This is a genomic window from Halegenticoccus tardaugens, from assembly GCF_004116405.1.
In the GTDB taxonomy this organism is placed as follows: Archaea; Halobacteriota; Halobacteria; order Halobacteriales; family Haloferacaceae; genus Halegenticoccus; species Halegenticoccus tardaugens.
Genome location: NZ_SDIC01000002.1, coordinates 692,094 through 718,685, shown reverse-complemented (window position 1 = coordinate 718,685; position 26,592 = coordinate 692,094). Strand labels below are relative to the sequence as shown.

The window sequence follows — 26,592 nt, the reverse complement described above, 5'->3', positions numbered from 1 at the left end:
CAGTTGCGATACAACAGGGTCGCCAGTGGAAGCTACGCGTGGCAATCAGTCAGGATACCCCTCGCACTCGATTCGATCGCCGACCGCACGAAGCGTCTCGACATCTTCCGGGTCGAGACGGCCATCGGGGAGCGGCCCGACGTTCAATAGCAGATTGTACCCATCGGCCAGCGTCGCCGAAAGCTTCTCCCAGACCTCATCAGCGTCGCGATGTATCCCCTCAGCCGCCTTCGCATAGCCCCACGAGGTCGAGACTTGCTGCTGGTTTTGGCCGCCCTCGCCGCCGTAGCCCCACTGTCCGGCCATCTCGTCGCGGTATGCCTCACCGGGAATCATCGTCGTACACACCTCGCCGAGTACGTCGCGTGCACCCGTCTCATGTTCTGGCGTGACAAAGTCTTCTGTTCCAGTGACGCCTTCCTTGTAGCTGATCAGCGTCTGGGGCTGAGAGTCGCGGACCGTCTTGTACAACGATTCGAGGTGGAACGCCTTGGCGAATCTCTCTGGATCTCTTTGCGGAAGATAGGACGGATCGAGCCAGATGCCGGCGATTGGACCGTACTGGGTGAGCAATTCCTCGACCTGGGACTCGAGGTAGTCGAGGTAGATGTCGAGATCGTGGCCAGCGTCGGCATAGCATCCAGGTTGCTCGTCGTAGGCGGGGCGGACCGGATCACCCCACTCGTCACGGTTCGGGGCGTGCGGATGATGCCAGTCGTACCCGTGCGAGTAGTATAGAAAGAGTCCTAGGCCAGCTTCCTGACATGAATCAGACAGTTCGGCTACGAGGTCGCGGCCCGCCGGAGCCTCGACAGCTGAGTAGGTCGTGTAGTCGCTTTCGAAGAGACAGAATCCCTCGTGATGGCGTGCGGTGAACGTGATGTAGTTCATCCCGCAATCCTGTGCAAACTCGACGATATGCTCGGCGTCGAACGACTCCGCAGTGAAGTGGTGCTGGAGTTGCGCGTAGTTGGCGGGTTCGATTCGTTCGTGATACTGGACCCACTCATGATTGCTCAGCAGCGAGTATAATCCGTAGTGAAGAAAGAGACCATACTTCGCGTCGGCGAACCACTCGCGCGCTGCTTGTCGTGGGTCCTCTTCATACTGCTGTTCGTACTCGTCGAGGTAACTTGGGGCTGACGAAGTCACGTCCGAATAATGTGAGGCGGTCTCAATAGTCATTCCGGTTCTGCAGCTAATTGAGAGACGAGAAGCGAAGAACGAAGGACGTCGATAACGAGACGCCGAGGAGGCCTATCCCTTCGTCGCCCCCATCGAGATGCCGCGCATGAACTGCCGCTGGAAGACCAGGAAGAAGAGTACGGTCGGTGTGACCGCAATGACGATCCCAGCAGCGAGTTGCGCCCAGTCACCGGCGTACTGGCCCTGGAAAGCCATGAGACCGGCCGGTAATGTCCGCTTCGCGTCGTCGGTGATGAAGATAATTGCGTACAGGAACTCGTTCCAGAGGAACACGAACTGGTAGATAGCGACGGCAGCCAGTGCCGGCATCGACAGCGGCAGGTAGATGCGGAAGAATACTTGTAACTCGGTACAGCCATCCATGCGCGCGGCTTCGGCGTAGGTGTCCGGAATCGTAACGAAGAACTGCCGCAACAGGAACACCGAGAACGGAAGCCCGAACGCCACATACGCGAAGATGAGGCTGAAGTAAGTGTTCAATAGATTCAGCGCGTTCATGATGGTATATAGCGGAACGAGTAACACCTGAGGCGGGATCATGAACCCTGCCAGGAAGAACACCAGCATGAAGTCGTCTGCCGGGAAGTCGAACTGGACGAGCGCGTACGCTGCCAGACTCGCCAACAGCAGGATCGACACGAGGCTAATCGAGACGACGATAACGCTGTTCATGAAGTACTGGTCAAATCCGCCGGTCGTCCAGGCATTGGCGTAATTCTCGATCTGAAGCTCTTGAGGTAACGCCAGCGGACTGGTGAAAATCTCGGTTTTCGATTTGACACTCGTTACGAGTAACAACAGTATCGGGACGAGAAACACACCCGCCACAACGAACACGAACAGGGCCGAGAGCTTACCGGACAATTCCGCGGCGGTCTCTCGAATCGGATCTGCGTAGTCGGAACCTACACTCATGGGTTCACGCCTCCAGCCTCGCGATCACCGAGGCGCATGTTCACCAGAGAGAGTACGAGGACGATTACGAACAGCAGAACGCTGATGGCCGCGGCCTGCCCGAAGTTCGACTGGAGGAACGCGTTCTTGTAGATCCACGTGACCATCACTTCGCTGGCGTGTCCGGGACCACCGCTGGTCATGACCCAGACATACACGAATGAGTTGAACGAGCCAATAACGGTGTAGATGGTGATGAAGATGGCGACCGGCTTAAGCAGGGGCAGCGTGATGTAACGGAACCGCTGTAGTGGGCCGGCACCGTCCATACGTGCCGCTTCGAGCAAGCTTTTGTCGATGCTATCGAGTCCAGCGAGCCAGAGGACGACTCGGAATCCGGTCCACTGCCACGTCGCTACGATAATGATGGCGTACAACGCGAGGCTCTTACTGCCGAGCCACAGCGGATTCCAGTTGATACCGATCTCCTCTATGACTGTGTTCAGAACCCCGTATGACGGGTTGTACATATATCCCCAGATCATTGAGACGGCCACCGCCATGAGCGTCATCGGGAGTAGATACACGACCTGGAAGAACTGCCGAAGGCGGTCCGAGAGGCGGTAGATGGCGAGTGCCAACGCCAGCCCGATACCCGCTTGCAGGATGAGGCTCCAGAATGCAATCTCGACATTGTGCCACAGCGATGTTCTAACAACGGAATCAGTCAAAGCTCCGATAAAGTTCTCGGTGCCGGTGAACGACATGTCGCCCAGGCCAGACCACTGGAACGTACTAAGCCCGAAGACGCCCAGTGCTGGTATTACCAGGAACGGGAGGTAGATCAGGAGTGCGGGCAGGAGGAACAGCCAGTGGGGATGATCCTCGATAAAATCTCTCGTCGCATCTAGCGCTGAAGAGACGGTGACCCGAACATCGCTCCGTGATTTTTCGGTGCTCATGCTTCACTAGAGGTTTGAGAGTGCATCCTGGTTCGTTTTCTGAACGTTCTGCAACACCTTCGACGGGGAGGTACCGGTGAACAGTTCCTGACCGCCCGATAACAACGCTTCGGTCGTCTCGGGGAGGAAGGCAACGTCGAACACCATCCCAACCTCATCGGCAGACTGAAGCTGGCCGACCGTGGCGGTGGTCGTCTGCTGACTTGGCGACATATCCACCTCGTCGTACACGTCGGTTCGCGTAACGGGCGACCCCGTAATCTCGAAGAAGGCTTTCTGCGCGTCGAGACTGCCGAAGAAGCTCGCGAATTTTTTGACCTTGGTAAGGTGCTCGTCGCCACGTTTGGCAGCTTGGGAACTGATGGCAACCGTGGAATTGGGCACGACACTCATCCGCTCGTTCTCGCTGTTCTCGTATACGTCTGGGAAAGCTGGCCACCACATGTAGTCCATGACGTCAGGAATCCCAGCAAAGTCGTCGGGAGCCTGTGAGGAGATAACCTCGCTGACCCACGTTCCTTGGGACCAGAAGCCGGCCTGTCCACTGAAGAACAGGGCCGCAGCTTCGTTGTTATTCAGGGAGTTGATGTCCTGATTGAAGTAGCCATTGTCGTACAACTGTTTGAGCCGCGAGAGGGCCGTCTGGAAGGGCTCGTCGGTGAGCGACGCACCTTCCAGCCCGAATGCCGCGTTGTAGTAGTGGTCGACGCCTGCCGCCTTGATCATGAACGCCGAGACCCAGTGACCGATAGTCCAGCTGTTCCGGTTCCCACACTCGATCGCCGTGTAGCCAGCGTTGGACAGCTTCGAACAGATGTCGAGGAACTCGCTCCACGTGATGTCCGTCGCGTGTTTAAGTCGTTCTGGGTCGACACCAGCTTCGCTGAGTACATTCTTATTGTACCAGATCGGGATGCCCGCCAGGTCGTACGGGATACTGTACATCTCTCCGCTATTATCTCGCCATGACAGAATTTCATCTTTCTTGTACTGTGCTCCGCGAATCGCGTCCGGAATCTGGGCATTCTTCTGCTCTTTTGAAAGGGCGCCGTCAAGTGGAATAACGTTCCCGTTACGAACGTATCGGCCGAGTCGATTCGGGCCGGGCCAGATGTAGAACAGATCCGGGGCATCGTCCGTTCCCAGCGCGTTCGAGACAGCTGGCTTGTAGGGCGTGTTCTCGTATTTTGTCTGTTCAACCTGGATGCCCGTCTGCTCTTCAAACATGCTCTCAAGCTTTGCAGCCGCCTCTTTGGCAGTGCCCTGGACGTCGATGTTCCACCACGATATCGCATTGGGATTATCACCTTCACCGTTGCCGCTGCTTTCATTATTTCCACCGCCACCAGTGCATCCTGCAAGTCCGGTCATTCCGGCTGCGCCAATAATTCTGAGGGTTCGCCGCCTTTCTTCGTCAATCATGACCGTGTGAAACTTCGGCATAGTGGTAGATGAAGCTTTCCCAAGATGTAATTAATATTTAATAATTGTCTATGATTTTTCTCAAAACACCGGTCGTCAACCGGTCGAAACACAGAGATTTAATCCTGTGCTATATCTGGAATTGATATGGCACCTGAAATTACCAGGATCGAATCGGTGGAGTTTGCATACCCGATCGCAAACGTTGGCACCGACCAGCACGGCTTCAACCTCGTGTACGAGCCGGGCGAAGTCACGGAGCGTAAACTGTTCGCATTGACAGTTCACACGGACGAAGGCATCACGGGTGAGTACGTCGGCGGCAACTCCCCTGGCGCAGCTCAGATTAACATGTTTGCCGACTACCTCGTGGGCAAGAACCCGATCGAACGTGAGAAACACTGGAGTGAGATCAAACGTGCGCTGCGAAAGTACGACCGGATGGGAGTGGATCCGATTGACATCGCGCTGTGGGACCTGGCTGGCAAGTACTACGACGTGCCGATTCACGAACTGCTAGGAACCTACCGTACCGAGTTCCCCGCATACGCCTCAACCTACCACGGCGACGAAAACGGCGGACTAGACTCTCCCGAAGCGTTCGCCGAGTTCGCCGAGGAGTGTTTGAAAATGGGTTATCAGGCGTTCAAGATCCACGGCTGGGGCGGCAGCGAAGGCTCACGCGACCTCGACCGTGAGATTGAAACCGCACTGCTGCTCGGTGGTCGTGTCGGCGACAAAGTGGACCTAATGTGCGACCCGGCTTGCGAACTCGAAACGCTTGTCGACGCGCTGAAACTCGGCCACACGCTCGATGAGGCCGGTTTCTTCTGGTATGAAGACCCCTACCGCGATGACGGTATCTCACAACACGCTCACAGAAAGATCTATCAAAATATCGATATTTCGATCCTCCAGACCGAGCACGTTCGCGGATTGGAGCCAGCCACGGGCTTCCTCGCCAACGAGGCGACGGATTTCCTGCGGGCCGATCCTGAGTACGACGCAGGCATCACAGGCGCGATGAAGCGTGCGAATGTCGCTGAAGCCTTCGGTATCGACACGGAATTCCACGCACTAGGCCCGGCACAACGTCAATGTATCGCCGCGATCCGTAACACCAACTACTACGAACTCGCACTTGTTCACCCCGACTGTCCAAACACTCAGCCGCCAGTGTACGAGGGTGACTACTCAGACATGATCGACACCATCGACGACGACGGCATGGTCACGGTGCCCGACGGCCCCGGACTCGGTGTCGAGTACGCCTGGGACTACATCATGGACAACCAGACCGGTAGCGTCCACGTCTACGAGTAACGCTCCGCGACGACACTGCTTTTTCGCACCAGCTAGCTGACCACTGATTCACCAGGACGTGATTTCGACATCGCGGAGCGGTCGCTCCAGCGGGATATTGACCTGACTTCCGGTGTAGTGCGAAACGTAGAAGCCGACGATGATTTCGAGTGAACGCAACGCTTCGCGACCCGTCGACGCATTTGTTGCCGTCCCGTCGAGCAGCGACTGGACGTGGCAGGCGGCGTTGGCGAACGCGCCCTGGTAGTCCTCATTCCACGTCCAAGCGCTCTCAATCCCGGGGAGCGGTGTCTCGATGTGGTCGCTGTCCTCCAGTCGCCAGTAGCGCCACTCACCGTCGTCGTTATTCATATAGAGCTTCCCATCACTCCCAATGAACTGGAGAGTCATCGATGAATGGGATCGCGGAATAGTGCAGTCAATGGTGGCGAACGTCCCGTCGTTCATTAGCACAAACCCACCGCCGGCCGAGTCGTCAACTTCGAGACCGACGTTGAGCGATTCGACTGCCTCATTCTCGCCGGAGATGTAGCCACTGACACGTTCTGCACGTGAGTCGAGCAGATAGACGAGCGTGTCAAGCAGATGCGTGGAGTTGCGCAACAGTTCCATCCGAAATTGGGTCGAGACGGAATGGACCTCACCGAGCAGTCGCTCCTCCTGGAGCAGGGCGTACAGCTGTTGAAGCTTGTTTGTGAACCGGAACGAATGGTTGACCACAAGTTTCGTGTTCTCCTCCTCACAGACATCGATCATCTCTTCGGCGTCAGAAACCGACGAGGCGATTGGCTTTTCACACCAGATTACATCGGGAGCGGCTGCCGAGCGCGCGGTACTGACGACGTGGTCGTGGTGAAGGAATGACGGTGTACACACCGAGACGACATCGAGGTTTTCCTCGCTCAGCATCGATTCGTGGCTAAGGTACTGCCGGTCGGGGGGAATTCCCCACGCGTTACCGAACGTCGTCAAGTTTTCCTCGTCAACGTCAGCCACTGCGACTAACTCGATATCAGACGTGGCATCGTACCCTCCCGCGTGACTGGCTCGAATCTTCTCCTTGCCAATTGCATCCGTGTCGTGCATACCAAGGATTCCCATACCTGCAATTCCGCCTGTGCCGATAATCGCTGCGCGATAACTCATAGGTAATTCGAATATCAATTTTCACTGAGGGAATATCAATATTGTGTCTCACAATGTCTCGTAATACAACAGTGGTATCTCTCGAAAAGCGTCCGAGGGAAGAAACACTGTTATCCAGAATAGCTTAATGAAGATTTATTATGGTTTGACACTGCAGAGTAACTATGGCCGACCAAAACAACAAAACAATGGTCAAGACAGCCCGCACAACCTTCAAGATCTTGGAAACGATCAAAGCACGCGACGAAGCAACAGTGACCGAATTGACAGATGTGTTTTCGCTCTCGAAAAGTAGTATCCATAACTACCTAAACACGCTCGAACACGACGGGTACGTCGTCAAGAATGGCAATACGTACCAAGTTGGACTCCGACTCCTTGATCTCGGAGGATACGCTCGACACAAAGAACTACTCTACCAGACCAGCAAAGACGAAGTAACCGAACTCGCCGAAGAAACTGGTGAGATGACTAATTTACTCGTTGAACAACACGGTCGTGGGATCTACCTCTACCGAGCGAACGGGGAAAACGCAGTTAAATCTGATTCTTACATAGGTCATCGCGTTTACCTGCATAATACGGCCCTCGGACAGGCAATCCTCGCACACTTATCCAGTGAACGCGTCAACGAAATCATTGATCGATATGGACTCCCGGAAACGACGGAGAATACGATTACAGAACGTGATACGCTCTTTTCGCGGTTAGAACACGTACGAGAAAAAGGGGTAGCTTTCGATGACGAGGCGCGGCTTAAAGGACTCCGATGCGTCGCTACTCCGATTATTAATAAGGACGGTGAAGTTGAAGGTGCCATCAGCATCTCGGGCCCGACGAGTCGATTTCAGGGCGACCTATACCGAGAAAAGTTTCCAGAGAAACTCAAGTCCGCCGCTAACGTGATCGAACTCAACATCAATTATACATAATTATATTGCTAGTACTTTCTAGTAATGATCAACAGGGTACAGAGACTTGTTTGACATCTCAAATATATCAACGGATCTCCAGTAATACTGGAATCTTCAAAGCTTCTAAACACATCTAAAGCGATAATAAACCTTTATTTTAGTATTACTGGACTATGATCAGTATTGATCGCCACTCACCCTTGCAACCAGGGAGATGTATGGAGTGCGAACTGGGCAAATAATTCCTAATAATACCAACTACTAGAGCAAAATCTGCAAATTTTGAATGGGAAGTCAGGACAAAGTCGAATTTGTATTGAAACTGAGTTTATCGATTAATACTGCACCTAATTCCATAATTGCTGGTCTATTATTGAGGGTTAATGAGAACGAGGCGTCTAATTCTAGAGGATATGGGGGAGAAAAGGGAATACAGAAGATAACAACACGATATGCAGATCATTGCTATCACGATTCTGTACTTGTAAGCTCTTGCTTCGTAGGATCAGTACACATAACTGGCCTGAAAAGAACCTTTGACAACCGTATGTCTGTAAGAGGTAGTTTAAAACCGATGTACAGTCTCCGGACAAATCTAATCCGCGCGATAGCAAATAACCAGGTCCTCTACTCAGAAGACTTCGATACACGCTATCTGGTTCCTCGATGGTGGCATCTTCGTTGGAAGCGAGTATCAACATGCAGTTCAGCGCCCTGGTTCTGCCATTTTTGCTGCGCACCTTCATGACAAAGCTCGTTCTACATGGTTCACCTCTTGAGACAGCTCGTTCTATATTAGGAAATAGACTAGCTTCGGCCGTAACTTAGACCGTGCTCCATGGGACGATTACACGGACACGGCATGATACGAAAAGGAGTCACTTACTGTGCACATCGAGAATTTTGAGCCATTTTCGCGTGTCTAAATCTCTTTGAGCAAGTCTACGAGCAACATGAGCAACTATAATAGATGTTAGAACTTTCAACCCAAGCGTTTGTGGTTACTCATGGACCATCTCGACGAACTCTCTGTCGAGGAACTTCAGCGGGCGCTCAACGAAGTTGAAGAAAACAACCCGACACAACGGCTTACCGCAGCGATTGCGTACAAAAACGGTGTCACACAAACTGAACTTGCCGAGTGGTACAGTGTGCAGAGACGAACGATTTACAGCTGGCTCAAGCGGCTCGAAACAGAGCCGCTTAAGCAGGCTGTTCAGGACGATCATTGGTCAGGAAGACCGCGTAAGCTCACCGAAAAACAACAGAACCAGTTGGAACAAACGCTTCAGCAACCGCCAACTGAAGCAGGGATCGACGCGCCGGCGCTCCTCGAGGATTTCCTCGAAGAAACGTTCGACGTTGACTGCTCAACCCCCAGCTGCCGACGGTTGATGAAAGAAGCGGGATTGAGTTACCAAAAACCTCGTCGAACAGCCGCCGAAGCCGAGCCTGAAGACCGAGACGGGTTTCACGACGACCTCAAACAAAGCGACGAGAGATGGACGCCACGGTAGTTTGTATCGACCAAACCAAGAAATCCGTGCAAGTTGAGCCGCGTGTCGCGTGGGTTCCGCGCGGCACGCGTCCATCAGTCGAACTCTCTGGGCAACGTGACTGGACCTGCTTACTCGGTGCGATCACCGTTCTCGGTGATCGCTTCTTCTCACGATTCGAGGAGTACGTACCTGCCGATCACGCGAAACACTTCATTCTCGCATTGTGTGAAAAATTCCAAGAAGATTTGATTGTCGTACTCGATGGAGCATCGTATTTCCGAGCGTCGTCCGTCACGGACCTTACGGCCCGTGACGACCTCGCCCTCGTGAGATTGCCGGCGTACTCACCGGAGTTACACCCGGTTGAAGAGTATTGGAGACAACTGAAAGACGCTCTTGGCAACCGATTCTTTGAGTCTCTCGACGAACTCAACACAGCGATCGACACTGCACTTGGCCGACTTTCTATTCCAGATATGAGCAACTACTTCTGACGACTACTATAGAAGTCATCCGACGACCTCGGCGAGGCACTCATCACGAGTGGAACGCTGACAGCGTCGACGTCGTCCGCTCCGCTAAGTACTCTGCAATTTCGTCACGACGCCAGCCAAGTGGCGAACAGACACTTTCTGCCGCTCGAAGCAACGGCTCAACATAAAACTCCACATCATACCCCTCTGGCAATTCATGCGCAAGCGCAACGCGGTCGCGGGAGCGCTTCGACTCGTCGACGACATCGTAGGAGACGTCTTGGCCAGGCTGCGGATCTAATCCCGCGTCGTCGGCCCGTTCGAGGCGGCAACCGTCCGCGTGTACTGTTGATACTCATCGACGCACTTCGCCATCCGTCTCTGCAACCTTTCCTACTTGGTGAGCGCGCCTTGCTCGCTATCGCGCAGCGGGACGAACGCTACCCACTCGAATGCTGTCTCATACTCAAGCCGAGTGCCCACACGGTCAGTAATCGCGGTAGCAAGTTCCTCTAATGGCGTTTGCTCTTCATCGTCATTTGCGGTCACCCACAGACTATCAACAATTCCGTGAACGAGGCGCCATTCATTCGCCTCGAATATCTCCTTTGCGTCGAGGAGAATCTTCCGTGCGTAGGCGTTAATCGCCTCGTGGCACTCAATCCGGCCGAATTTCGCGTTTGAGAAGCCTTGATACCCAAAGCAGCTCACCAAAATCCACTTTATTGCATCTGACCAGCTTGCAGGGTTGCGGTCCACTCAGGATCATCTGTCTCACAGATCTCGCGTTTGAACGCGTCGTGGGCGTCGATCAGCGGCTGGAGCACGTCAACGAGATACCCCTGCTCATCGCAGATCGAATACCCGAGCCCGGGGACATCCTCACGATCTGCATGGCACTCACAGCGGATCGTTTCGGGGCTGATGTTGAACTCACAGATGATGTTCGGATATAGGCTCGAAAAGTCGAGCTCGTGGACGTCTTCGTGAAAGCCCACCTCCGGTGAAAACGTGAAGCCCCCCCGATCGGCGTCATCGAGCGTTGTGAGTGGTTTGAAGAACTCGTGACGCCAGGAGTTCCACGGGACGAGTACATCCTGCTCACGAGCTTCGCGGATCTGGATTGCTGTGAGCACGTTGCTGATCGACGCCCACGCGACTTCTTGCAATGATTTGCCTGAGCGTCGGACCATGTCGAGACAGCCGTCTAACCCCGACTGGGCGAAGAAGAACGTATTCGATTTGTCGATGATCGCCCGACCGGGGATGTTGCATCGCGCGGGTGAGTGGCCGACGTTCCCGTAGCTTTCGTATGTTGATTTCGAGGCTAACTGTTGCCAGCCGGGCAGGCGTCCGAGTTGGAGATCCATCTCGTGTGCGTCGGCGGTCTCGTACAGAACGGGAATGAGTTCGCTCGACGAGAGGATCAGCACGTCCGGATCTGCTCGTTCAATTCGATGCTAAACAGCGTGCAGGATGGCTGTCGGTGAGCCGCTTACTGTCTCATCGTCGATCGTGAGTTCCGTGATCGGTGGATTCGCTAATTCAACTGGCTCGACCTCGATTGAGAGTGTCGATGGAGTCTGTGCTGGAGTCGGATCAAGATCGTTCTCAAGGCAATAGCGGAATTCGCGCGAGAAGTCGACATTGAAGCACTTGTACTCGCCCGGTCGTCCGAGCTTGCGAATCTGGTGGGCAATCGGAAGTACTGCATCTAGGTTGGTGACCTCAATCGTGGGGGTATCTTCGTGGTCGTGGCGGAATCCCCGTCGCCACTTTCCGATGCAGAGCAATTCAACACGTGGAGAAGATGTGAGTCGAGCACGGAGAGCAGCGAGTCCATCCTCACCCTGACCATCGTAGATTGCGTACAGCGTCGGCGTGTAGTCGGTTACACGTCTGTATTCGGGACCGTCGGGTGTGAGCGACCACTCGTACACATCGTCCAGGTAATCGATTTCGTAGACCATCGCTCACTCCTCCTCGTGCGCATTCGCTGCTTCCAGCTGTGCGAGTCGTCTTTCAAGGGTATCGAGTCGACGCTCGTGAGCGAGCGCGATCGACATCATCGCTGGATAGAACGGGTTCGTGTGGTTCAGATAGCCACTGGCGTCCGCGTGTGCTCGGATATGCTCGAACAGCTGGTCGAACTGCTGTTGGTCTTCGCGACGGAGTCCGCGTCGGTAGGCTGCCCACTCATTTTCGAATGCGCGAATAGGGACCTGTTCCCGTTTGATCTCGTGAGAAATCTCACCACCGGGGACGATGTCGATGTTGGATCCGTCGAGGGGTGGTTTGTGAATTGGGGGAGTTCCCTGGTCGTCCGCGCACAGGGCCAGGTCCAGTCTGCTACTGCACTTTCCGTGTGACCGACTTCTACGGAGATGTCCCAGTTGCGACGCTTTGGTCGACCGGCTGATCGAATACCTCGGCTGAATGTCGCAGTCTATCACCCCGTTCTCACTGTCCTGAAACCACACCCTTGGAAGCCGCCAGTCTTCCCCTTGACGACGCGATGGAAGTTCTCCAGCGTGCCCGACTCCTCAGGCTGGTCGTACTGGTATTCGATCGTCACCTCGCGGTTTCTGGTCACCCCGGGTGTCCAGAAGTCGTCGTTAATCACCACGTCTTGGATACGGACCGAATCCTGCGGAGCGGTCATAGATGAACAATCACACACATAGCACAAGAATACAAATTTTTACACTCGCGCTCGACCGGGTCGGGTACATGGGATAGCTATTAGTCGGTTACCAGTGATTTTCATACGCTATGCCAGCCGGACCACGGGCGACAGCGGAGTCGCTACCACTCGGTGACGTTGAGATAGACGATGAGTTCTGGAACGCGCGCTTGGAAACGAACCGCGAGGTGACGATTGCACACCAGTACGAGCAGCTCCAAGAGAACGGGTGCCTAGAGAACTTCCGTCGCGTCGTCGACGGCGAGACTGGCGGGTTCGAAGGGCCAATGTTTATCGACTCAGACGCATACAAGTGGCTCGAGGCGGCGAGCTACGTTCTCGCGTGCGATGACGACCCGGATCTGGAAGAGCGGATCCAGGAGGTTATCGATCTGATCGCGGCGGCCCAAGCCGAGGACGGCTACCTCAACACGTACTTCATGCTGGAGGAGCCTGAACGGCGGTGGGAGAACCTGAGTATTATGCACGAACTGTACTGTGCCGGCCATCTCATCGAGGCCGCAGTCGCACAAAACAACACAACCGGTTCCGAGGACTTGCTCGATGTCGCAAGCGGGTTTGCGGACCTCATCGACCGACAGTTCGGTCCCGACGCCGACAGCGGCGTGCCGGGGCACCAGGAGATTGAACTCGCGCTGATCAAACTCTACCGCGTCACCGACGAGGAGCGCTATCTCGATCTCGCCGAGTACTTCGTCGATGCCCGGGGACAGGACCCGTCCCCGCTGGCGGACGAACTTGCAAACATCGACCAGATCGCAGGAGCGGAATTCGTCCACCACGGCGAGCGATCTGCCGACGTCGCGCGGAAGCACTTTCTCGTGGACCATGAGTATGACGGGAGCTACGCGCAGGACCACCGTCCAATCCGGGAGCAGGAGACCATCGAGGGACATGCTGTGCGTGCGACCTACTACTACACGGCCGTGGCCTCGCTCCTCCAGGAGAGAGCGGACAATGAACTGTTCGAGGCCGTCACGCGTCTCTGGGAGAACATGACGACCAAGCGGATGTACGTCACCGGAGGGGTCGGGTCCGAACACGAACATGAGGGATTCACCGAGGACTACGACCTCCCTAACCAGACGGCGTACGCAGAAACGTGTGCGGCCATCGGGAGCATCTTCTGGAACCGCCGCCTGTTCGAATTGACCGGAGACGCGGCGCACGCTGAGCTAATCGAACGGACACTGTACAACGGTTTCCTAGCTGGTATCGGTGTCAGCGGCGACCGGTTCTTCTATGTCAATCCGCTTGAGACGATGGGGGACCACCACCGGAAGGAGTGGTTTTACGTTGCGTGTTGCCCGCCCAACGCCGCACGGCTACTCGCCTCGCTCGGCCGCTACCTCTACGCCCGATCCGACGCCGAGAACGCGCTATACGTGAACCAGTTCGTCGGGAGTGACGTAGCGACGGAGCTCGACGGCGAGACCATCTCCTTTACTCAATCGACTAACTATCCTTGGGAGGGGGAGACAACCATCGAGTTCACGCATGAGGACCCAGTCGCGTTCGACCTGCGTGTCCGCGTTCCCGAGTGGGCAGACGATGTCGACACGACTGTTAACGGTGAACCGATCGAAGCCGACCACGACAATAGGTATATCTCCATCAAACGCTCGTGGACAGCGGGCGACCAGTTCCGACTTACATTCTCGCATCCAGTCGATGTGCTGACGGCGCACCCAAAGGTTCGCGAGATTGCCGGTCGCGTAGCGCTCCGGCGTGGCCCGCTCGTGTACTGTGTCGAAGCGGTCGATCATTCGGTCCCCGTCGAACACCTCGCGCTACCGGCCAGTGCCGCGGTCGAAGCAAAGTACGACGCAGACCTTCTCGACGGCCTGACAGTCCTCACCGCGGACGGTCGTGCGAGCGACCCCGACAAGTGGGCTGAGTTGCTGTATCGGCCGCGAGATGATGTTGAGGAAAACGATGTAGCGATTACCGCGATCCCGTACTTCGCGTGGGATAACCGCGAACCCGGTGCGATGACGGTGTGGTTGCAGCCGGCGTAAAATCGATTGCGACCCGCTTTCAGGTAGTGTAGACGGGCGGATTGTGGACGGTTTCGCCGTCTTCCTCAAAGAGGTGCACATGGTCCGAGGGAGCAACAGCGGTTGTATACCTTCACTTGCGGGAGATCTAGTGGATTTCGGCCTCAATATCGTGACTGGAGACGACTTCTCAATCTCGGCAAGCCACTGCTTGATGAACCCGCCATATGACGGATATTATAGTAAACGTCGACATCGTCCACAACCGTCTCTCAGTCGGTCCCGTACGATTCGTACCCGAGCTGGTCGGGGCCGTCCCAGTGACTGACTCTTTGTCGCAACCGACGAAGACCGACTGTTTGACTGCCGGGCGTTGGGGAAAAACATCGGAAGGCGTTCGAGCGTGTTCGCGTGGGCTTTGCCAATGAATCGGTAGCCGAGGACCCGATAGAGAGTGGTTTCTCCATCGCGCTACCTTAGGCCCAGTACGCGTCGCCGGGATTCGATTTGAACACCGCTCGGCCCAGTACGTCGATTGCCTTCTCCAATCCCTCCGTCGATGATGTGAGTGAATCCTCATGTTCGATGGAGAGTGTACCGTCGTACTCGACCATTCGGAGGGCAGAGACGACGTCCTTCCAGAACGCCTCGCCATGGCCGTAGCCGATTGAGCGGAAGATCCATGAACGGTCGATTTCGTCTGTATACGGTGTCGTGTCAAGCACCCCTTTCTCGCGGGCGTTCGCGTCGTACACCTTGGTGTCCTTGGCATGAAAGTGGTGAATGGCGTCTTCTTTGCCGAGCAGACGAATCGCGCTGGTAATGTCGATATTCTGCCATAGTAGGTGGGACGGATCGAAGTTTGCACCAATGCGATCGCCCGTGGCCTCGCGGAGTTCGAGCATTCCGTGCGGTTCGTAGACAAGCATGTTGGGGTGCATCTCGATGGCGATGTCCACACCGTGGTCGTCTGCGTACGTCTCAATTTCCTGCCAATAGGGGATAGCGACCTCCTGCCACTGATATTCGTGGGCCTCATGGTGTTCGTTGGGCCAGGGCGCGGTGATCCAGTTAGGGACGGAGTCATCCTGATCCCCAGCCGGCAGACCCGAGAACGTCGTTACGGCGTCTACGTCGAGCTGGCGCGCAAGACGGATTGTCTCACGAAGCTCTTCGTCCGCTTCGGCCGCGCGTTCCTTAACGGGATGCAGCGGGTTGTTATGCGTCGCCAACGCCGAGATGTACAAGTCGTTTTCGACAAGCAATGATTGTAGTTCGGACTGGGCACCCTCTTCATCCAAGTACTCCTTTCTCGAGAGGTGTGTGTTGCCGACGAATCCGCCGCAAGCGAGTTCGACGGCTCCGACGCCAAGGTCGGAGAGATACGATAACGTGTCCTCGATCGATTTGTCGGCTAATGCGACCGTTAGGACTCCGACATCCATGTGGGAGGATCTCACGGTTTAGCCATATAATTTGCGGTGTCGGAACAGTGAATACCACTCGTCTGTCGGTCCGGCGAGTGTCTCGGTCCTGATTTACTCGACTTGTGGGAGTTGAGCTTCCACAGAGACCCGAGTATCTGCAAGCAACGACTGGACGTCCACAAGTTCCCCGGTTCGACTGCTCCGTATCGCCGCCTCTACCAGTGCCATCGATTGCAGGTTGTCGTGCACATTGGTCGCCATCGGTTCGCCGCCGTCGAGCCAATCGACGAACTGCTCGACGAGCCACGTGTTGCCCCACTTTTCCTGTTCGTCGAGGGCTACGGGTTCGCCGTCCGCCGTGCGTCCGCCGACGACCTGCTCCTCTTCGGGGTCGTACGAATACCGGACCAATTCGCGGTCATCGAGGACAAGCGTCTCGTCCCGACACTCGGCGCGGACGTAGTCACTCTGCCAGCCGTTCAACCCGACCGCGTTCGCCTTCGCGCCCTCCCATATCGCCCGCGTGCCGTTTTCGAACCGAAGGTGGACGTGCGCCTGTACGTCACCTTCGTACTCAGCCCATTTGGGACACCACGTATCCGAGTAAATCGTCTCACAGTCGCTTCCGGCCATGTCGGCGATGAAGTCGAGTTGGTGAACCGCACCTTCGATCATGAGTACGTCCTCCATCTCATGGCGGAACGCGCCCCACGCCCCGTACGATCGCGCATTGCAGGTGAACCGGCCGACGATATAATCAAGCGGTCCGGACTCGTCGCCTTGAATGTGGCGACGGAGCGATGTCTTATCTTGGTCGAACCGATGGCTCATTGTCACGCCCATCTTCACATCGGCGCGGGAGACCTTCTCCGCGATTCGCACGGACGCCTCGAGCGTATCCGCGATGGGTTTCTCGCTCAGGATGTCGAGGTCATGTTCAATGGCCGCGTCTACCACCTCCTCGTGAAGCCACGGCGGAATGACGACCGTACAGAAATCAGCATTAACATCCTCGAAGGCCTTCTCGACCTCCGTGTAACACTGATCCTCGGTGAGGCCAAGATGTTCGATGGCGTTCTCGTGTTGATTCGGATCGATATCGACAGCGCCGACCACCTCGATACGCTCGTCGTCCACGTTTTCGCGGAGGAACGTCGAACACCAGTGTTTGCCCTGTCCACCGGTACCTACTTGGATAACTCGACAGGTCATAGTTAGAAATCGACTAAGACAGAACATGGGTATCTAATAACTCTTGTCTATTCTGCCTCTGCGGTTGGGTTTGCCGAAAAACGAGATGACCGTTGTCTTCGATAACTCACAATCGCGTCGTGGACGAATAGGTTGTACACGTGGGCAGAACGGACGGACTCGACGCCCGTCCCGCTCAAGGCGATTCTCTATATGCGTGGGACAGTCGGGACCCAGGTGCAATGGGGGGTCTGGATTCGGTCTGACGCGGGCAGTGATCGTAACTCCTCCGATCGAAGCGATAGTTCGTCGTCGATCTTATCTTCGCGTCCGCCCACTCTCCATTCTCGGCGTCTCCTACACGACGACAATTGGTTTCTCGGGAGAGAATGTCGACTTCGACATTCGGTGGGAGAACGCTGACTACCATCGTACATCTCGCCCACTATTTCCCTGGATACTGCATCTCCTCGATAACCGTCGGTCATTCGTCGTCGGCTGGATCATATAACTTCGCTAGTTTATCGACGGCTGCTTCCCGTTCTTCACGTTTGCGCTGACTTCGTTCTCAACGTGCACGGAGATACGGGGGTATTGCCGCTTCATGTCGTAGTAGAACGAGATGATACCGTAAAGTCAGAAGCCGAATTGGTACGTTCCGAATGCCAAATATATAACGTCCATCGTGCCAATCATCGTCATAAGGGATTCGGGTATCAGTGATAAGAAAATTTCTGCGGATGGATTACTCCTTGAGCGCCCCCTGTGTGAGGCCACTGACGACCTTGTCCTGGGCGAGGGCGACGACCGCCGCCATCGGAAGCACACCGATCAGGCTCGCAGCAGCCATCATGTTGTACGCCTGTGCACGAGTCCCTTGGAAGCGGAGAATACCTTGAAGAATTACTCCCCACTCTTGAGGATTGCTTCCGAGGAACATGTACGAGAAGAAGAATTCATTGTAGACGATAATGAACGTCAAGATCCCGGCAGTTGCGACACCGGGTGCTGACAGCGGAACAATTACTCGAAACAATGCACCAATCCGAGTCGATCCTTCTATTCGGGCAGCGTCCTCTAAGCCATCGGGAATCTGCCCATAAAATGTAGCAAGAATGAATATCACGAGTGGCATAATTAATGCACTTAGAGGAAAGACGACCGCTCCCGGAGTATAATATATCTGAGGGTATTGAAGCCCGAACAGATCGACATTACCTGTGAAAAGTTTGAACAACGGAATCAGGAACGATGCAGGAGGAAAATACGAGATCACCAGAACACCTAACATTAGCACCGTCCGGCCTGGGAATTCGTATCTCCCGAAGACGTAGCCGCCGATACTGCCAATGAATAGAACTACAATTGTAGTCAATCCAGCAATTATCATACTATTGAAGATATAGTGGTGAAATGGAACCGTCTCAAAAACTGTCAAGAATACTGAGGGATTGAATCCATTTGGTACTAGTCCCATATTGGAGAGGTTACTCATCGGTGTGAGCGATAGCACCATGAGCCAGTAGAAGGGAAAAAGCGACATCCATAAAAAAAAGCCGGTAAAGACGTAGAACAGCACTCGATACACCGACTCTGGGTTCTGGAGCATCCGTTGTGCGAGCGTTTCGATGGCGTTATTCGACTCTGAATCGGCTGTAACTTGTCCTTTTGCCATGTTAGATCCCTCCGTAGTCCATGTTACGAAGCTTAAACAGATAGCCGAGTAGTGAAAGTCCAATGACTAGAGCCATGATGAAGGCAATGGCAGCTGCCGATGCAAACCGATTTGCGTTCCACGTTGTCACGACCAGACAGGTTAGTGTTGGAAGCGTGTTACAATTTGCGACTGTTACGACCGTCCCGTACACTTTCAACGCTGCAATCGTACGAAACAGCAAAGCAATCAGAAGTGTCGGCAAAACTAATGGGAACGTGATCGTCCTAAACTGTTGGAACTTCGATGCGCCGGTGACTTTCGCTACATTATAGAGGCTTCGGTCGACGCTCTGCAGTCCTGCAAGAATTAATAGCGCCATGAATGCCGATTGTTTCCAAATATCCGATAGAATCACAACGATGAGTGTAGATTGTCCGTCAGAAAGGGGTGCACCGGAAATTAATCCGAGTTGCTGAAGTGGCTCAACAGCAAAACCAACTCCGGGCGTGAACATCAAGTAGAAGATCATCCCTTGAATGACAACCGGAACTGCCCATGGGAGTATCAAACACACTCTTACCCACCGACGAGCACGGAATTGTTTGTTGAGGACTAGTGCCATTCCAAATCCGATAATCGTCTCGACACCGACTGCGATTGCAGTGAAAATCAACGTTACAGGCACCGCGCTTGCTAACGGTTTCGAGAGATCTAAGAAGGGGCTTGGCAGGAGTATATTCGCATCACCAGATAAAAGTTTCACATAATTATCCAGTCCGACAAATATACCGGTTGCGTTCGAACTGGTGAGATTGTCAGCATGCAGAGACATTCTAAAGGTCTCGACGAGTGGCCAGATCGCCATTGAACCTAATAAGATGAGCACTGGCAGTAGCATCAGGTAGACAAACTGAGTGTCACTGAGCCGCTCAATCCAATTAAGAAGGGCTCTATCTGCACGGTACGGCAGCATGTCCATACGATTTTTGGTCCCCATTAGATCACCCTTGAAAGTCATTTTCGATAGCAGCGATCCTGTTACTGAGACTGTTCATGGCAGCACTCGGATTTCCATCGTTTGAGAGTGCGGAGTTGGCGGCTTGTTCAATTGCGTCAGCCTGCTGTGGCCACAGCACTGTAACTGGGCGAGGCATGGAATGTTGGCCTGCGTAAGCTAACGTGTCGACGAATTTCCCCATAATGGGAATGTCAGTCGAATCTGTGAGCACATCTGGGATAGGCGGCATCCAGCCAACTGTCTTGAAAGTATCTTTCATAAATTGTTTAGTCGTCATTGCTCGTAAAAATTTTATGATTGCATCAAGTTTCTCCGTATTGGGATTGACGCCAACATGCCAGCCGCCAAGTGCGGCAATTGAGCCGCCAGTTCCGGGGTATTTTCCTTTGGACGTCCCGTACGGCATCGGCATAACGCCCTGTTTGTCTCCAAGATTTTCTTCACTTCCGCTAATCGCGATTGAGTACGGCCAATTACGGAGTGCGACGGCGTTCCCACTCGTGAATGGTGCCCGTGCCGCTTCGACATCCCACTGGAGGGTTGGTTCAGGTACGATATTTCCTCCGTAGCTTTCAAATGTATTTGTTACATTCGAACCATAAATGAATGTACGAGCCATCTTCAGTGAATCGACGACTGGTTTTTCGTTGAGGGTAATAGGCCGCTTTCCAATATTTTGATATAGATTCTTTTGAGGGTTCCCGAAGAAGGCTCCTCCCCATGAGGAGAGATACTCATTGAATACACAACACGAGAGCTGTTCGGCAGCAACGTGTTGTGTATTAAACCCATAGTCGACGTCGGATCGTTCGTAAACGTCTTTGAGTTCGTTGGAGAACTGCTTCCAAGACATTGGTTGAGTTGCGTATTGCTCCCAGTCATACCCGGCATTCTGAACTAAATCCTTTCGATACTGAATTGTCGGAAAATCTGGGTAAATAGGGAATGCATAGAGGTCTCCGTTTGGTGCCGTTGCAGAGTTGACGCTCGCTGGGAAGTATCTATTGTGGACTCGGTCAAGAAGATCCTGTGGGAGTTCCTCTTCAAGATTGAGCAGTTGACCACGGACAATAAACGGAATTGTCCATCCACTGTCAAAGAACATGATATCGGGCGTAGTCCGCCCGGCCGCTAGCCACTGACGATACTGGACTTGTTGATCGTCCGTGGTTTGCCCAGCGGTGGACATTTCGACTGTTATGTTCTTGGGCATCCCTGCATTGTGGAGTTGCTTATTTACCTGGTCTTGAATAGTTGCCCACTCGTCGTTAACAATGAATTCGATAGTCGTTCCGCCACTACCGCCGACATCCGACCCCGTCCCATCGCCGTTGTTACCGACGATACCCCCGCTCGAACAGCCGGCGACGCCCGCGGCGACTCCTGTTGCGCCGATCGACCTCATAAATTTCCGTCTGGGAACGAAGCGGTGGTTGGAAATCGAGTTCCTACCACTATCATTCTCGGAAGCCATGCATATAGTTACCAATTAGTAATAGTATATAAAGGGTGGGGTCCTAAGATTGAGATTGAATTGCGGTGATTTATAAGACACGTTTTAAGCTCGTTTACTATACCAAATATTTTATTATTTTCATGCGCCGACTGGAACCGTTGCGACGGGACGACGGAGACCATCAAATCGCTCACGGAATGCTCAAACTGCTCACTCCTCGAACATCACGCGTCCTCGTCGCCTGGTATCATGAAGGCGGTAACGATCTCATCGCACGATGGGCAACTGAGAACTGATTCGATCCCCTTGGCAATGCTTCGAGGGCTGCCACAGCAGGAGTGGGGCGATGTTACTTCTAACGTCGAATCGCACGCCGGACACTGTTCCAGAAACTGACGGAGTGGTGGCGCAGAAAGCGTTTTACGCCGGGGGGTGAAATTGGTTCGTGTTGTCAGTGTACTGATTGCAGCGAGATCGGCTATAGCAGCTGAGGGCGACAACCAGGTTTCGTTTTTGATTTGATTTTCATCATCGGCGAGTATGATCCAGTACCGGCCGTCGTCGGTGACGACTGACGCCTCGGCGACCCACGGAACCGCCGTCTGTAGCGCTGTCGCAAGTTCGTCCCTTTCGTTCAGTCGTGCCCCGACGATCTCTGACCTTCACTGTCTGCGAAACTCTGGGTTCAGTGATAACCCCCGCTCGTCCTCTCGGAGGACGACAGCTGCCAAGAGTTCGTCGATGATCCCTGACACGGTCTGCGCATCGATATTTCTACTGCCGTCACTGCGTCCGTCGATCGATTCGTGAAGAGGCAGTTCTGGAGCATTCCGGACACTGGGTGGTGCTGTGAGCAGTGTACGAGTGAGTTGTGGCGTGTACGGGACGAGATACCCTCATAGCCAGATAGCCGTGAGGCCGATGAGAAACGACACAATTCCGAAAAAAGGCGTGATGAAGATGCTGCTGAGGATCGAAAGACAGGTGAGTAACCCGACGTTCAACCCCGTGCAGGGCCAACAACGATTCGATCCCGTGTACATTTCCTGACGTAAACGTGAGACGAACTCGCCGAGCGTGGTATCCGACGTGCTCATACCGTCCGACGCTTACGATACATTTTTGTTGGGTGTCGATTCAGTAGTCGGTCGATCATCGATACCATGGTCGAGGGCATTACCGGAAATCGTCTCGAAGAGATGGATCTTCGATCGGTCGAACACCACGTCGATACGCTCGCCCTCTTCAATGTCGTAATCCGGTTCGACGCTCATCAGTAGCGATTCGTGCCGACCCTCGATGTCGTCTACGTCTCCCACCGAGAAGTCCTCAACACCGTCGTCCGCCTTGAGATACACAAAGATTTTTTCCCCGACTGGTTCGAGGACGTCAATAGTCGCACTGAACCGGCGAGAAGGTGATGCGAGTTCGGAGTCGATGGCGGCCGGATACACGTCCTCCGGACGTATTCCGAGCGTGACGCCCTCGATATCCGGTGGGATATTCGCCGTCGAAGTGTCGATGACGATGTCGAACGACTTGTGCCTGAGGGTCCCGTCGCGAGTCTCTCCCTCAAGAATGTTCATACTGGGCGAACCGATGAACCCCGCGACGAACAGGTTGGCGGGTTCGTTGTAGCAGATCAGTGGAGGGGCGATTTGTTGGAGTTCGCCACCGTTGATGACAGCTATTCGATCTGACATCGTCATCGCTTCCTCCTGATCGTGCGTTACGTAAATCGTCGTCACATCTAACTGACGTTGGATGCGCTGGAGTTCCGTCCGCATGTGAACACGTAGTTTCGCATCTAAGTTCGCTAGCGGCTCGTCCATCAGGAAGATATCTGGGTTTCGGACGATAGCCCTCCCAATGGCAACACGTTGACGCTGCCCGCCACTGAGTTCGCTCGGCATTCGATCAAGCATGCCCTCCAATTGGAGAATCCCGACCGCTCGGTTGACTCGCTCGTCGATTTCGGACTTGTCCCTCTTGCGAACGCGGAGACCGTAGCTGATATTGTCATAGACGTTCATATGGGGGAACAGTGCGATATTTTGAAATACCATTGCAAGATTTCGATCCTTAGGTGGGAGATGAGTGACCTCTCGGTCTCCGATGTGGACTGAACCCTTGGTCGGAGTAGTTAATCCTCCGATCATCTTCAGCGTGGTTGATTTTCCACAGCCGGAGGGACCAACTAACGAGATGAACTCGCTGTCCCTAATGTCAAGTTTCATATCGTTTACTGCAACCACATCGTCGTATCGCTTTGTCACTTGGTCTAAACGGAGCGAACCCATAACGTTCGATATCATCAGTTATTTTTATTTAAATCTTCGCCTATTTCTGTAGATATAAATGACAGTAGCACACTTTCGCCGATCGTTACGAACGACTCGGGGTCCGGGGAAATTTTGATAGGCTCACGCAGCGAAGTTTCTAGCGAAGTATGAAATTCACGCGTCAAGAGTCCCTTGCACGACTCAACGAGACGGTTTCAAACGGTGACCCAGTAATCGGCGCTGGTGCGGGAACCGGCATTTCGGCGAAGTTCGCCGAACGCGGTGGGGTGGACCTTCTCATCATCTACAACTCCGGCCGATATCGAATGAACGGGCGTGGGTCGCTCGCCGGACTGTTATCGTACGGGGATGCGAACAAAATCGTCCTCGAGATGGGACATGAGGTCATTCCGGTCGTCGAAGATACTCCGGTTCTCGCCGGAGTGAATGGAACCGATCCGTTCCGGCAGATGGACGTGTTTATCGAGGATCTGCGGCGACGTGGCTTCTCTGGCGTTCAGAACTTCCCAACTGTCGGTCTCATTGACGAGGATAGCGGGTTCAGACAAAACCTCGAAGAGACCGGGATGGGATACGATAAAGAGGTCGACATGATCCGAGAGGCCTCGGAGCAGGGGTTGCTGACATGCCCGTACGTTTTCAGCGAGGAGCAAGCTCACGAGATGACTGAGGCCGGAGCCGACGTGATCGTTTCGCACATGGGACTTACGACGTCCGGAGACATCGGTGCGGAAACTGCCCTCAACTTGGAGACGGCCGCGGACCGAGTGCAGGCACACCACGATGCCGCTAAGGAGGTCAACGAAGACGTCATGGTCATCTGTCACGGTGGCCCAATTGCATGGCCTGACGATGCCGAATTTGTCCTCAATAATACGGACGGAGTCATCGGGTTCTTTGGTGCCTCCAGCCTCGAACGACTTCCGACCGAAGAAGCCATCCAGACACAGGCTCAGGAGTTCAAACGGATCGATTTCTAACCGACAAAGATCTCTATCGTCGGACCTGGAAACTCTCACTCCGGGAATTTACCAGGAGGGATGATCTCGCAGTCTGGGAGATCACGCAATTGCTCCTCGGGCCCTGGGGGTGTATACACTGCGATCAGAGTCAGCGGTTTCCAACTCGTGTTGACCGTCCCGTGCGGGATGCCTCTCGGGATATAAATCATATCCCCAGCAGAGATTTCTCTGGTTTCATCGTCGATCTCTTGTTCCCCTTTACCGTGTACGACGTATAGCATCTCGTCGCTTTCGGTATGAGTGTGTCGTTCGTGACCCTTTCCGGGTTCGAGGCGAACCTCACCGCAGCTCATTCGCGACGAGCCGGTCTTGTCCGGAGTCGACATCCATTTCAAGACACCCCAATCGAACTGCAGGCTCTCGACATCGTCCGGCGAGACGAAGCGCTTATCCTTTGCCATGAATTGAAATGGCATCTCTGACAATAATATTCTTTCGTGAAGTGGGTGTCTGATCGCAGAAACCTTCCGAGGTCCACCGGGCCGGTTGATCGGTTACGACCATTCGAATAGCGGTGTCGGGCGACGGTGCTCTGATTTGCAGGTTGATAACATTTATTCTCCTCTTCGACGATATCAAGGTGGTATGGCCATCGTCATTATCGGCACGCTCGACACGAAGGGTGAGGAAATCGAATTCGCTCGGGACGTCATCGAGTCACAAGGGGTCGACGTCCACGTCGTCGACGTCGGCGTCATGAACGGCCCCCCCTTTGATCCTGAGACATCTGCCGGTGAGGTTGCCGACGCGGCACAGACAGACCTCGATGCGTTGCGAGAGAACGCTGACCGTGGAATGGCAATGGAAACGATGGGAGCGGGTGCCGCCGCTATTGCGGAGCGCCTCCACCGAGACGGCACCCTAAGCGGAATCTTGGGCCTCGGCGGATCCGGAAACACGTCGATCGCCACCACGGCGATGCGGGCGCTGCCCGTCGGTGTTCCCAAACTCATGGTTTCGACCATGGCCTCCGGCGACACGGAACCGTACGTCGACGCGCGAGACGTGATGATGCTGTATTCCGTCGCCGACATCGAAGGTCTTAATCGACTATCGCGGATGGTCATCGCGAACGCCGCCCTCGCAATGGTCGGAATGGTCGCCAACGACCCCGACATCGAAATGGAGGAAAAACCGACGATCGGAATTACAATGTTCGGCGTCACGACCCCGTGCGTGAAAACGGCGAGAGCCGAACTCGAAGACCGGGGCTACGAAACTATCGTCTTCCACGCCACTGGGACCGGAGGCCAAGCGATGGAGAATCTCATTAGCGAAGGTGTCATCGACGGCGTCCTTGACGTCACGACGACCGAATGGGCCGACGAACTCGTCGGGGGCGTTTTGTCCGCCGGTCCGGACCGGCTCGATGCTGCTGGAAAACTCGGGATTCCGCAAGTGGTCTCGACTGGCGCTCTCGACATGGTGAACTTCGGCCCGCGCGATTCAGTTCCCGACCAGTTCGAGGGGCGACGCTTCCATATCCACAACCCACAGGTGACCCTGATGCGGACGACTATCGAGGAGAACGCGGAAGTCGGCCGAATTATCGCCGAGAAGCTCAACGCAGCGGCGGGGTCGACAGCACTGGTACTACCGCTCTCCGGAATTTCGATGATTGACGTCGAAGGTGAGGATTTCCACGACCCCGACGCAGATGCAGCCCTCTTCGATTCCCTTAGGGAACATCTTAGCGATGACGTCGAGTTACTCGAACGTGACCTGGCGATCAACGACGATGCATTCGCCAAGACGATCGTCGACAAGATTGACGAGTATATGCACGCTACCGGTGTCGTCTCCAACGAATGACGTAACTTCGCGAGAGGGATGAGCGATTATCAAAAACATAGGACGCAGTCGCTCGTTGGTGAAACCGAACGTCGGTCGAGAGCACCCTCGGTCACAATCGAGTTTCTACATTTCGACGACCCGAGGAGCGAGAGGACATCTCAATGTCGAGATTCGTACCGATGAA

Annotated in this window: 20 protein-coding genes and 1 pseudogene; 7 read left to right on the top strand and 14 right to left on the bottom strand. The window is 54.4% G+C overall.

Features of this window, described 5'->3' with window-relative positions:
- Nucleotides 1–45: 45 nt before the first annotated feature.
- The 4 genes from C3L37_RS07475 to C3L37_RS07460 all read right to left on the bottom strand — a co-directional run bounded on the left by C3L37_RS07475 (nt 46) and on the right by C3L37_RS07460 (nt 4,484).
- Nucleotides 46–1,185, bottom strand: coding sequence for an alpha-L-fucosidase (locus C3L37_RS07475; protein WP_129113960.1), 1,140 nt, complete (start codon nt 1,183–1,185; stop codon nt 46–48).
- A 72-nt stretch (nt 1,186–1,257) separates the two neighbouring features.
- Nucleotides 1,258–2,121: a carbohydrate ABC transporter permease gene (locus C3L37_RS07470; protein ID WP_129113959.1), complete on the bottom strand. Its 864-nt coding sequence runs from the start codon at nt 2,119–2,121 to the stop codon at nt 1,258–1,260.
- A complete protein-coding gene (locus C3L37_RS07465; protein ID WP_129113958.1) occupies nt 2,118–3,062 on the bottom strand; it encodes a carbohydrate ABC transporter permease in 945 nt (314 codons plus the stop codon). Before C3L37_RS07465 ends, C3L37_RS07470 begins: the two co-directional genes overlap by 4 nt.
- Before the next feature lie 6 nt (nt 3,063–3,068).
- Nucleotides 3,069–4,484 (bottom strand): ABC transporter substrate-binding protein, encoded by a 1,416-nt coding sequence (locus tag C3L37_RS07460; RefSeq protein WP_164974712.1) that lies wholly within the window; start codon nt 4,482–4,484, stop codon nt 3,069–3,071.
- 147 nt (nt 4,485–4,631) lie between these two features.
- Between C3L37_RS07460 and C3L37_RS07455 the strand changes: the two genes are divergently transcribed.
- The gene (locus tag C3L37_RS07455; RefSeq protein WP_129113956.1) at nt 4,632–5,807 is read left to right on the top strand and encodes an enolase C-terminal domain-like protein; all 1,176 of its coding nucleotides are present in this window, start codon (nt 4,632–4,634) and stop codon (nt 5,805–5,807) included.
- A 48-nt stretch (nt 5,808–5,855) separates the two neighbouring features.
- Here C3L37_RS07455 and C3L37_RS07450 read toward each other — a convergent pair whose 3' ends face one another.
- On the bottom strand, nt 5,856–6,953 hold the full coding sequence (locus tag C3L37_RS07450; protein WP_129113955.1) for a Gfo/Idh/MocA family protein: 1,098 nt from the start codon (nt 6,951–6,953) through the stop codon (nt 5,856–5,858).
- A gap of 164 nt (nt 6,954–7,117) precedes the next feature.
- Here C3L37_RS07450 and C3L37_RS07445 point away from each other — a divergent pair, with 164 nt between their 5' ends.
- A complete protein-coding gene (locus tag C3L37_RS07445) occupies nt 7,118–7,885 on the top strand; it encodes an IclR family transcriptional regulator (RefSeq protein WP_129113954.1) in 768 nt (255 codons plus the stop codon).
- 989 nt (nt 7,886–8,874) lie between these two features.
- A protein-coding gene (locus tag C3L37_RS07440) for an IS630 family transposase (protein ID WP_129113953.1) occupies nt 8,875–9,860 on the top strand; the annotation gives its coding sequence in 2 pieces (ribosomal slippage) (nt 8,875–9,355 and nt 9,355–9,860; 987 coding nt in all).
- Nucleotides 9,861–9,903: 43 nt separating this feature from the next.
- On the opposite strand, the pseudogene C3L37_RS25740 reads toward C3L37_RS07440, so the two are convergent.
- Nucleotides 9,904–11,809, bottom strand: a pseudogene (locus tag C3L37_RS25740) (type B DNA-directed DNA polymerase).
- A 159-nt stretch (nt 11,810–11,968) separates the two neighbouring features.
- Between C3L37_RS25740 and C3L37_RS24260 the strand changes: the two are divergent.
- Complete coding sequence (locus C3L37_RS24260) at nt 11,969–12,208, top strand: hypothetical protein (RefSeq protein WP_164974658.1); 240 nt, start codon at nt 11,969–11,971, stop codon at nt 12,206–12,208.
- Nucleotides 12,209–12,288: 80 nt separating this feature from the next.
- On the opposite strand, the gene C3L37_RS07425 is transcribed toward C3L37_RS24260, so the two are convergent.
- Nucleotides 12,289–12,501, bottom strand: coding sequence for a hypothetical protein (locus C3L37_RS07425; protein WP_129113952.1), 213 nt, complete (start codon nt 12,499–12,501; stop codon nt 12,289–12,291).
- A gap of 110 nt (nt 12,502–12,611) precedes the next feature.
- Between C3L37_RS07425 and C3L37_RS07420 the strand changes: the two genes are divergently transcribed.
- Complete coding sequence (locus C3L37_RS07420) at nt 12,612–14,561, top strand: glycoside hydrolase family 127 protein (protein WP_129113951.1); 1,950 nt, start codon at nt 12,612–12,614, stop codon at nt 14,559–14,561.
- 455 nt (nt 14,562–15,016) lie between these two features.
- On the opposite strand, the gene C3L37_RS07410 is transcribed toward C3L37_RS07420, so the two are convergent.
- The 6 genes from C3L37_RS07410 to C3L37_RS07385 all read right to left on the bottom strand — a co-directional run bounded on the left by C3L37_RS07410 (nt 15,017) and on the right by C3L37_RS07385 (nt 23,589).
- A complete protein-coding gene (locus tag C3L37_RS07410) occupies nt 15,017–15,985 on the bottom strand; it encodes a sugar phosphate isomerase/epimerase family protein (RefSeq protein WP_129113950.1) in 969 nt (322 codons plus the stop codon).
- A gap of 93 nt (nt 15,986–16,078) precedes the next feature.
- The gene (locus C3L37_RS07405; protein WP_129113949.1) at nt 16,079–17,179 is read right to left on the bottom strand and encodes a Gfo/Idh/MocA family protein; all 1,101 of its coding nucleotides are present in this window, start codon (nt 17,177–17,179) and stop codon (nt 16,079–16,081) included.
- A gap of 724 nt (nt 17,180–17,903) precedes the next feature.
- Complete coding sequence (locus tag C3L37_RS07400) at nt 17,904–18,833, bottom strand: carbohydrate ABC transporter permease (protein ID WP_129113948.1); 930 nt, start codon at nt 18,831–18,833, stop codon at nt 17,904–17,906.
- Nucleotide 18,834: 1 nt separating this feature from the next.
- Nucleotides 18,835–19,794 carry a carbohydrate ABC transporter permease gene (locus C3L37_RS07395; RefSeq protein WP_394345783.1) on the bottom strand — a complete coding sequence of 320 codons (960 nt, stop codon included), beginning with the start codon at nt 19,792–19,794 and terminating at the stop codon, nt 18,835–18,837.
- A gap of 22 nt (nt 19,795–19,816) precedes the next feature.
- A complete protein-coding gene (locus C3L37_RS07390; protein WP_129113947.1) occupies nt 19,817–21,307 on the bottom strand; it encodes an extracellular solute-binding protein in 1,491 nt (496 codons plus the stop codon).
- A gap of 1,091 nt (nt 21,308–22,398) precedes the next feature.
- Nucleotides 22,399–23,589 carry an ABC transporter ATP-binding protein gene (locus tag C3L37_RS07385; RefSeq protein WP_129114014.1) on the bottom strand — a complete coding sequence of 397 codons (1,191 nt, stop codon included), beginning with the start codon at nt 23,587–23,589 and terminating at the stop codon, nt 22,399–22,401.
- A 149-nt stretch (nt 23,590–23,738) separates the two neighbouring features.
- Between C3L37_RS07385 and C3L37_RS07380 the strand changes: the two genes are divergently transcribed.
- Nucleotides 23,739–24,572 carry a phosphoenolpyruvate hydrolase family protein gene (locus C3L37_RS07380; protein ID WP_129113946.1) on the top strand — a complete coding sequence of 278 codons (834 nt, stop codon included), beginning with the start codon at nt 23,739–23,741 and terminating at the stop codon, nt 24,570–24,572.
- A 35-nt stretch (nt 24,573–24,607) separates the two neighbouring features.
- Here C3L37_RS07380 and C3L37_RS07375 read toward each other — a convergent pair whose 3' ends face one another.
- The gene (locus C3L37_RS07375) at nt 24,608–25,015 is read right to left on the bottom strand and encodes a cupin domain-containing protein (RefSeq protein WP_129113945.1); all 408 of its coding nucleotides are present in this window, start codon (nt 25,013–25,015) and stop codon (nt 24,608–24,610) included.
- A gap of 184 nt (nt 25,016–25,199) precedes the next feature.
- On the opposite strand from C3L37_RS07375, the gene C3L37_RS07370 reads away from it, so the two are divergent.
- Nucleotides 25,200–26,426, top strand: a complete 1,227-nt coding sequence (locus C3L37_RS07370; protein WP_129113944.1) for a Tm-1-like ATP-binding domain-containing protein — start codon at nt 25,200–25,202, stop codon at nt 26,424–26,426.
- Nucleotides 26,427–26,592: the final 166 nt, after the last annotated feature.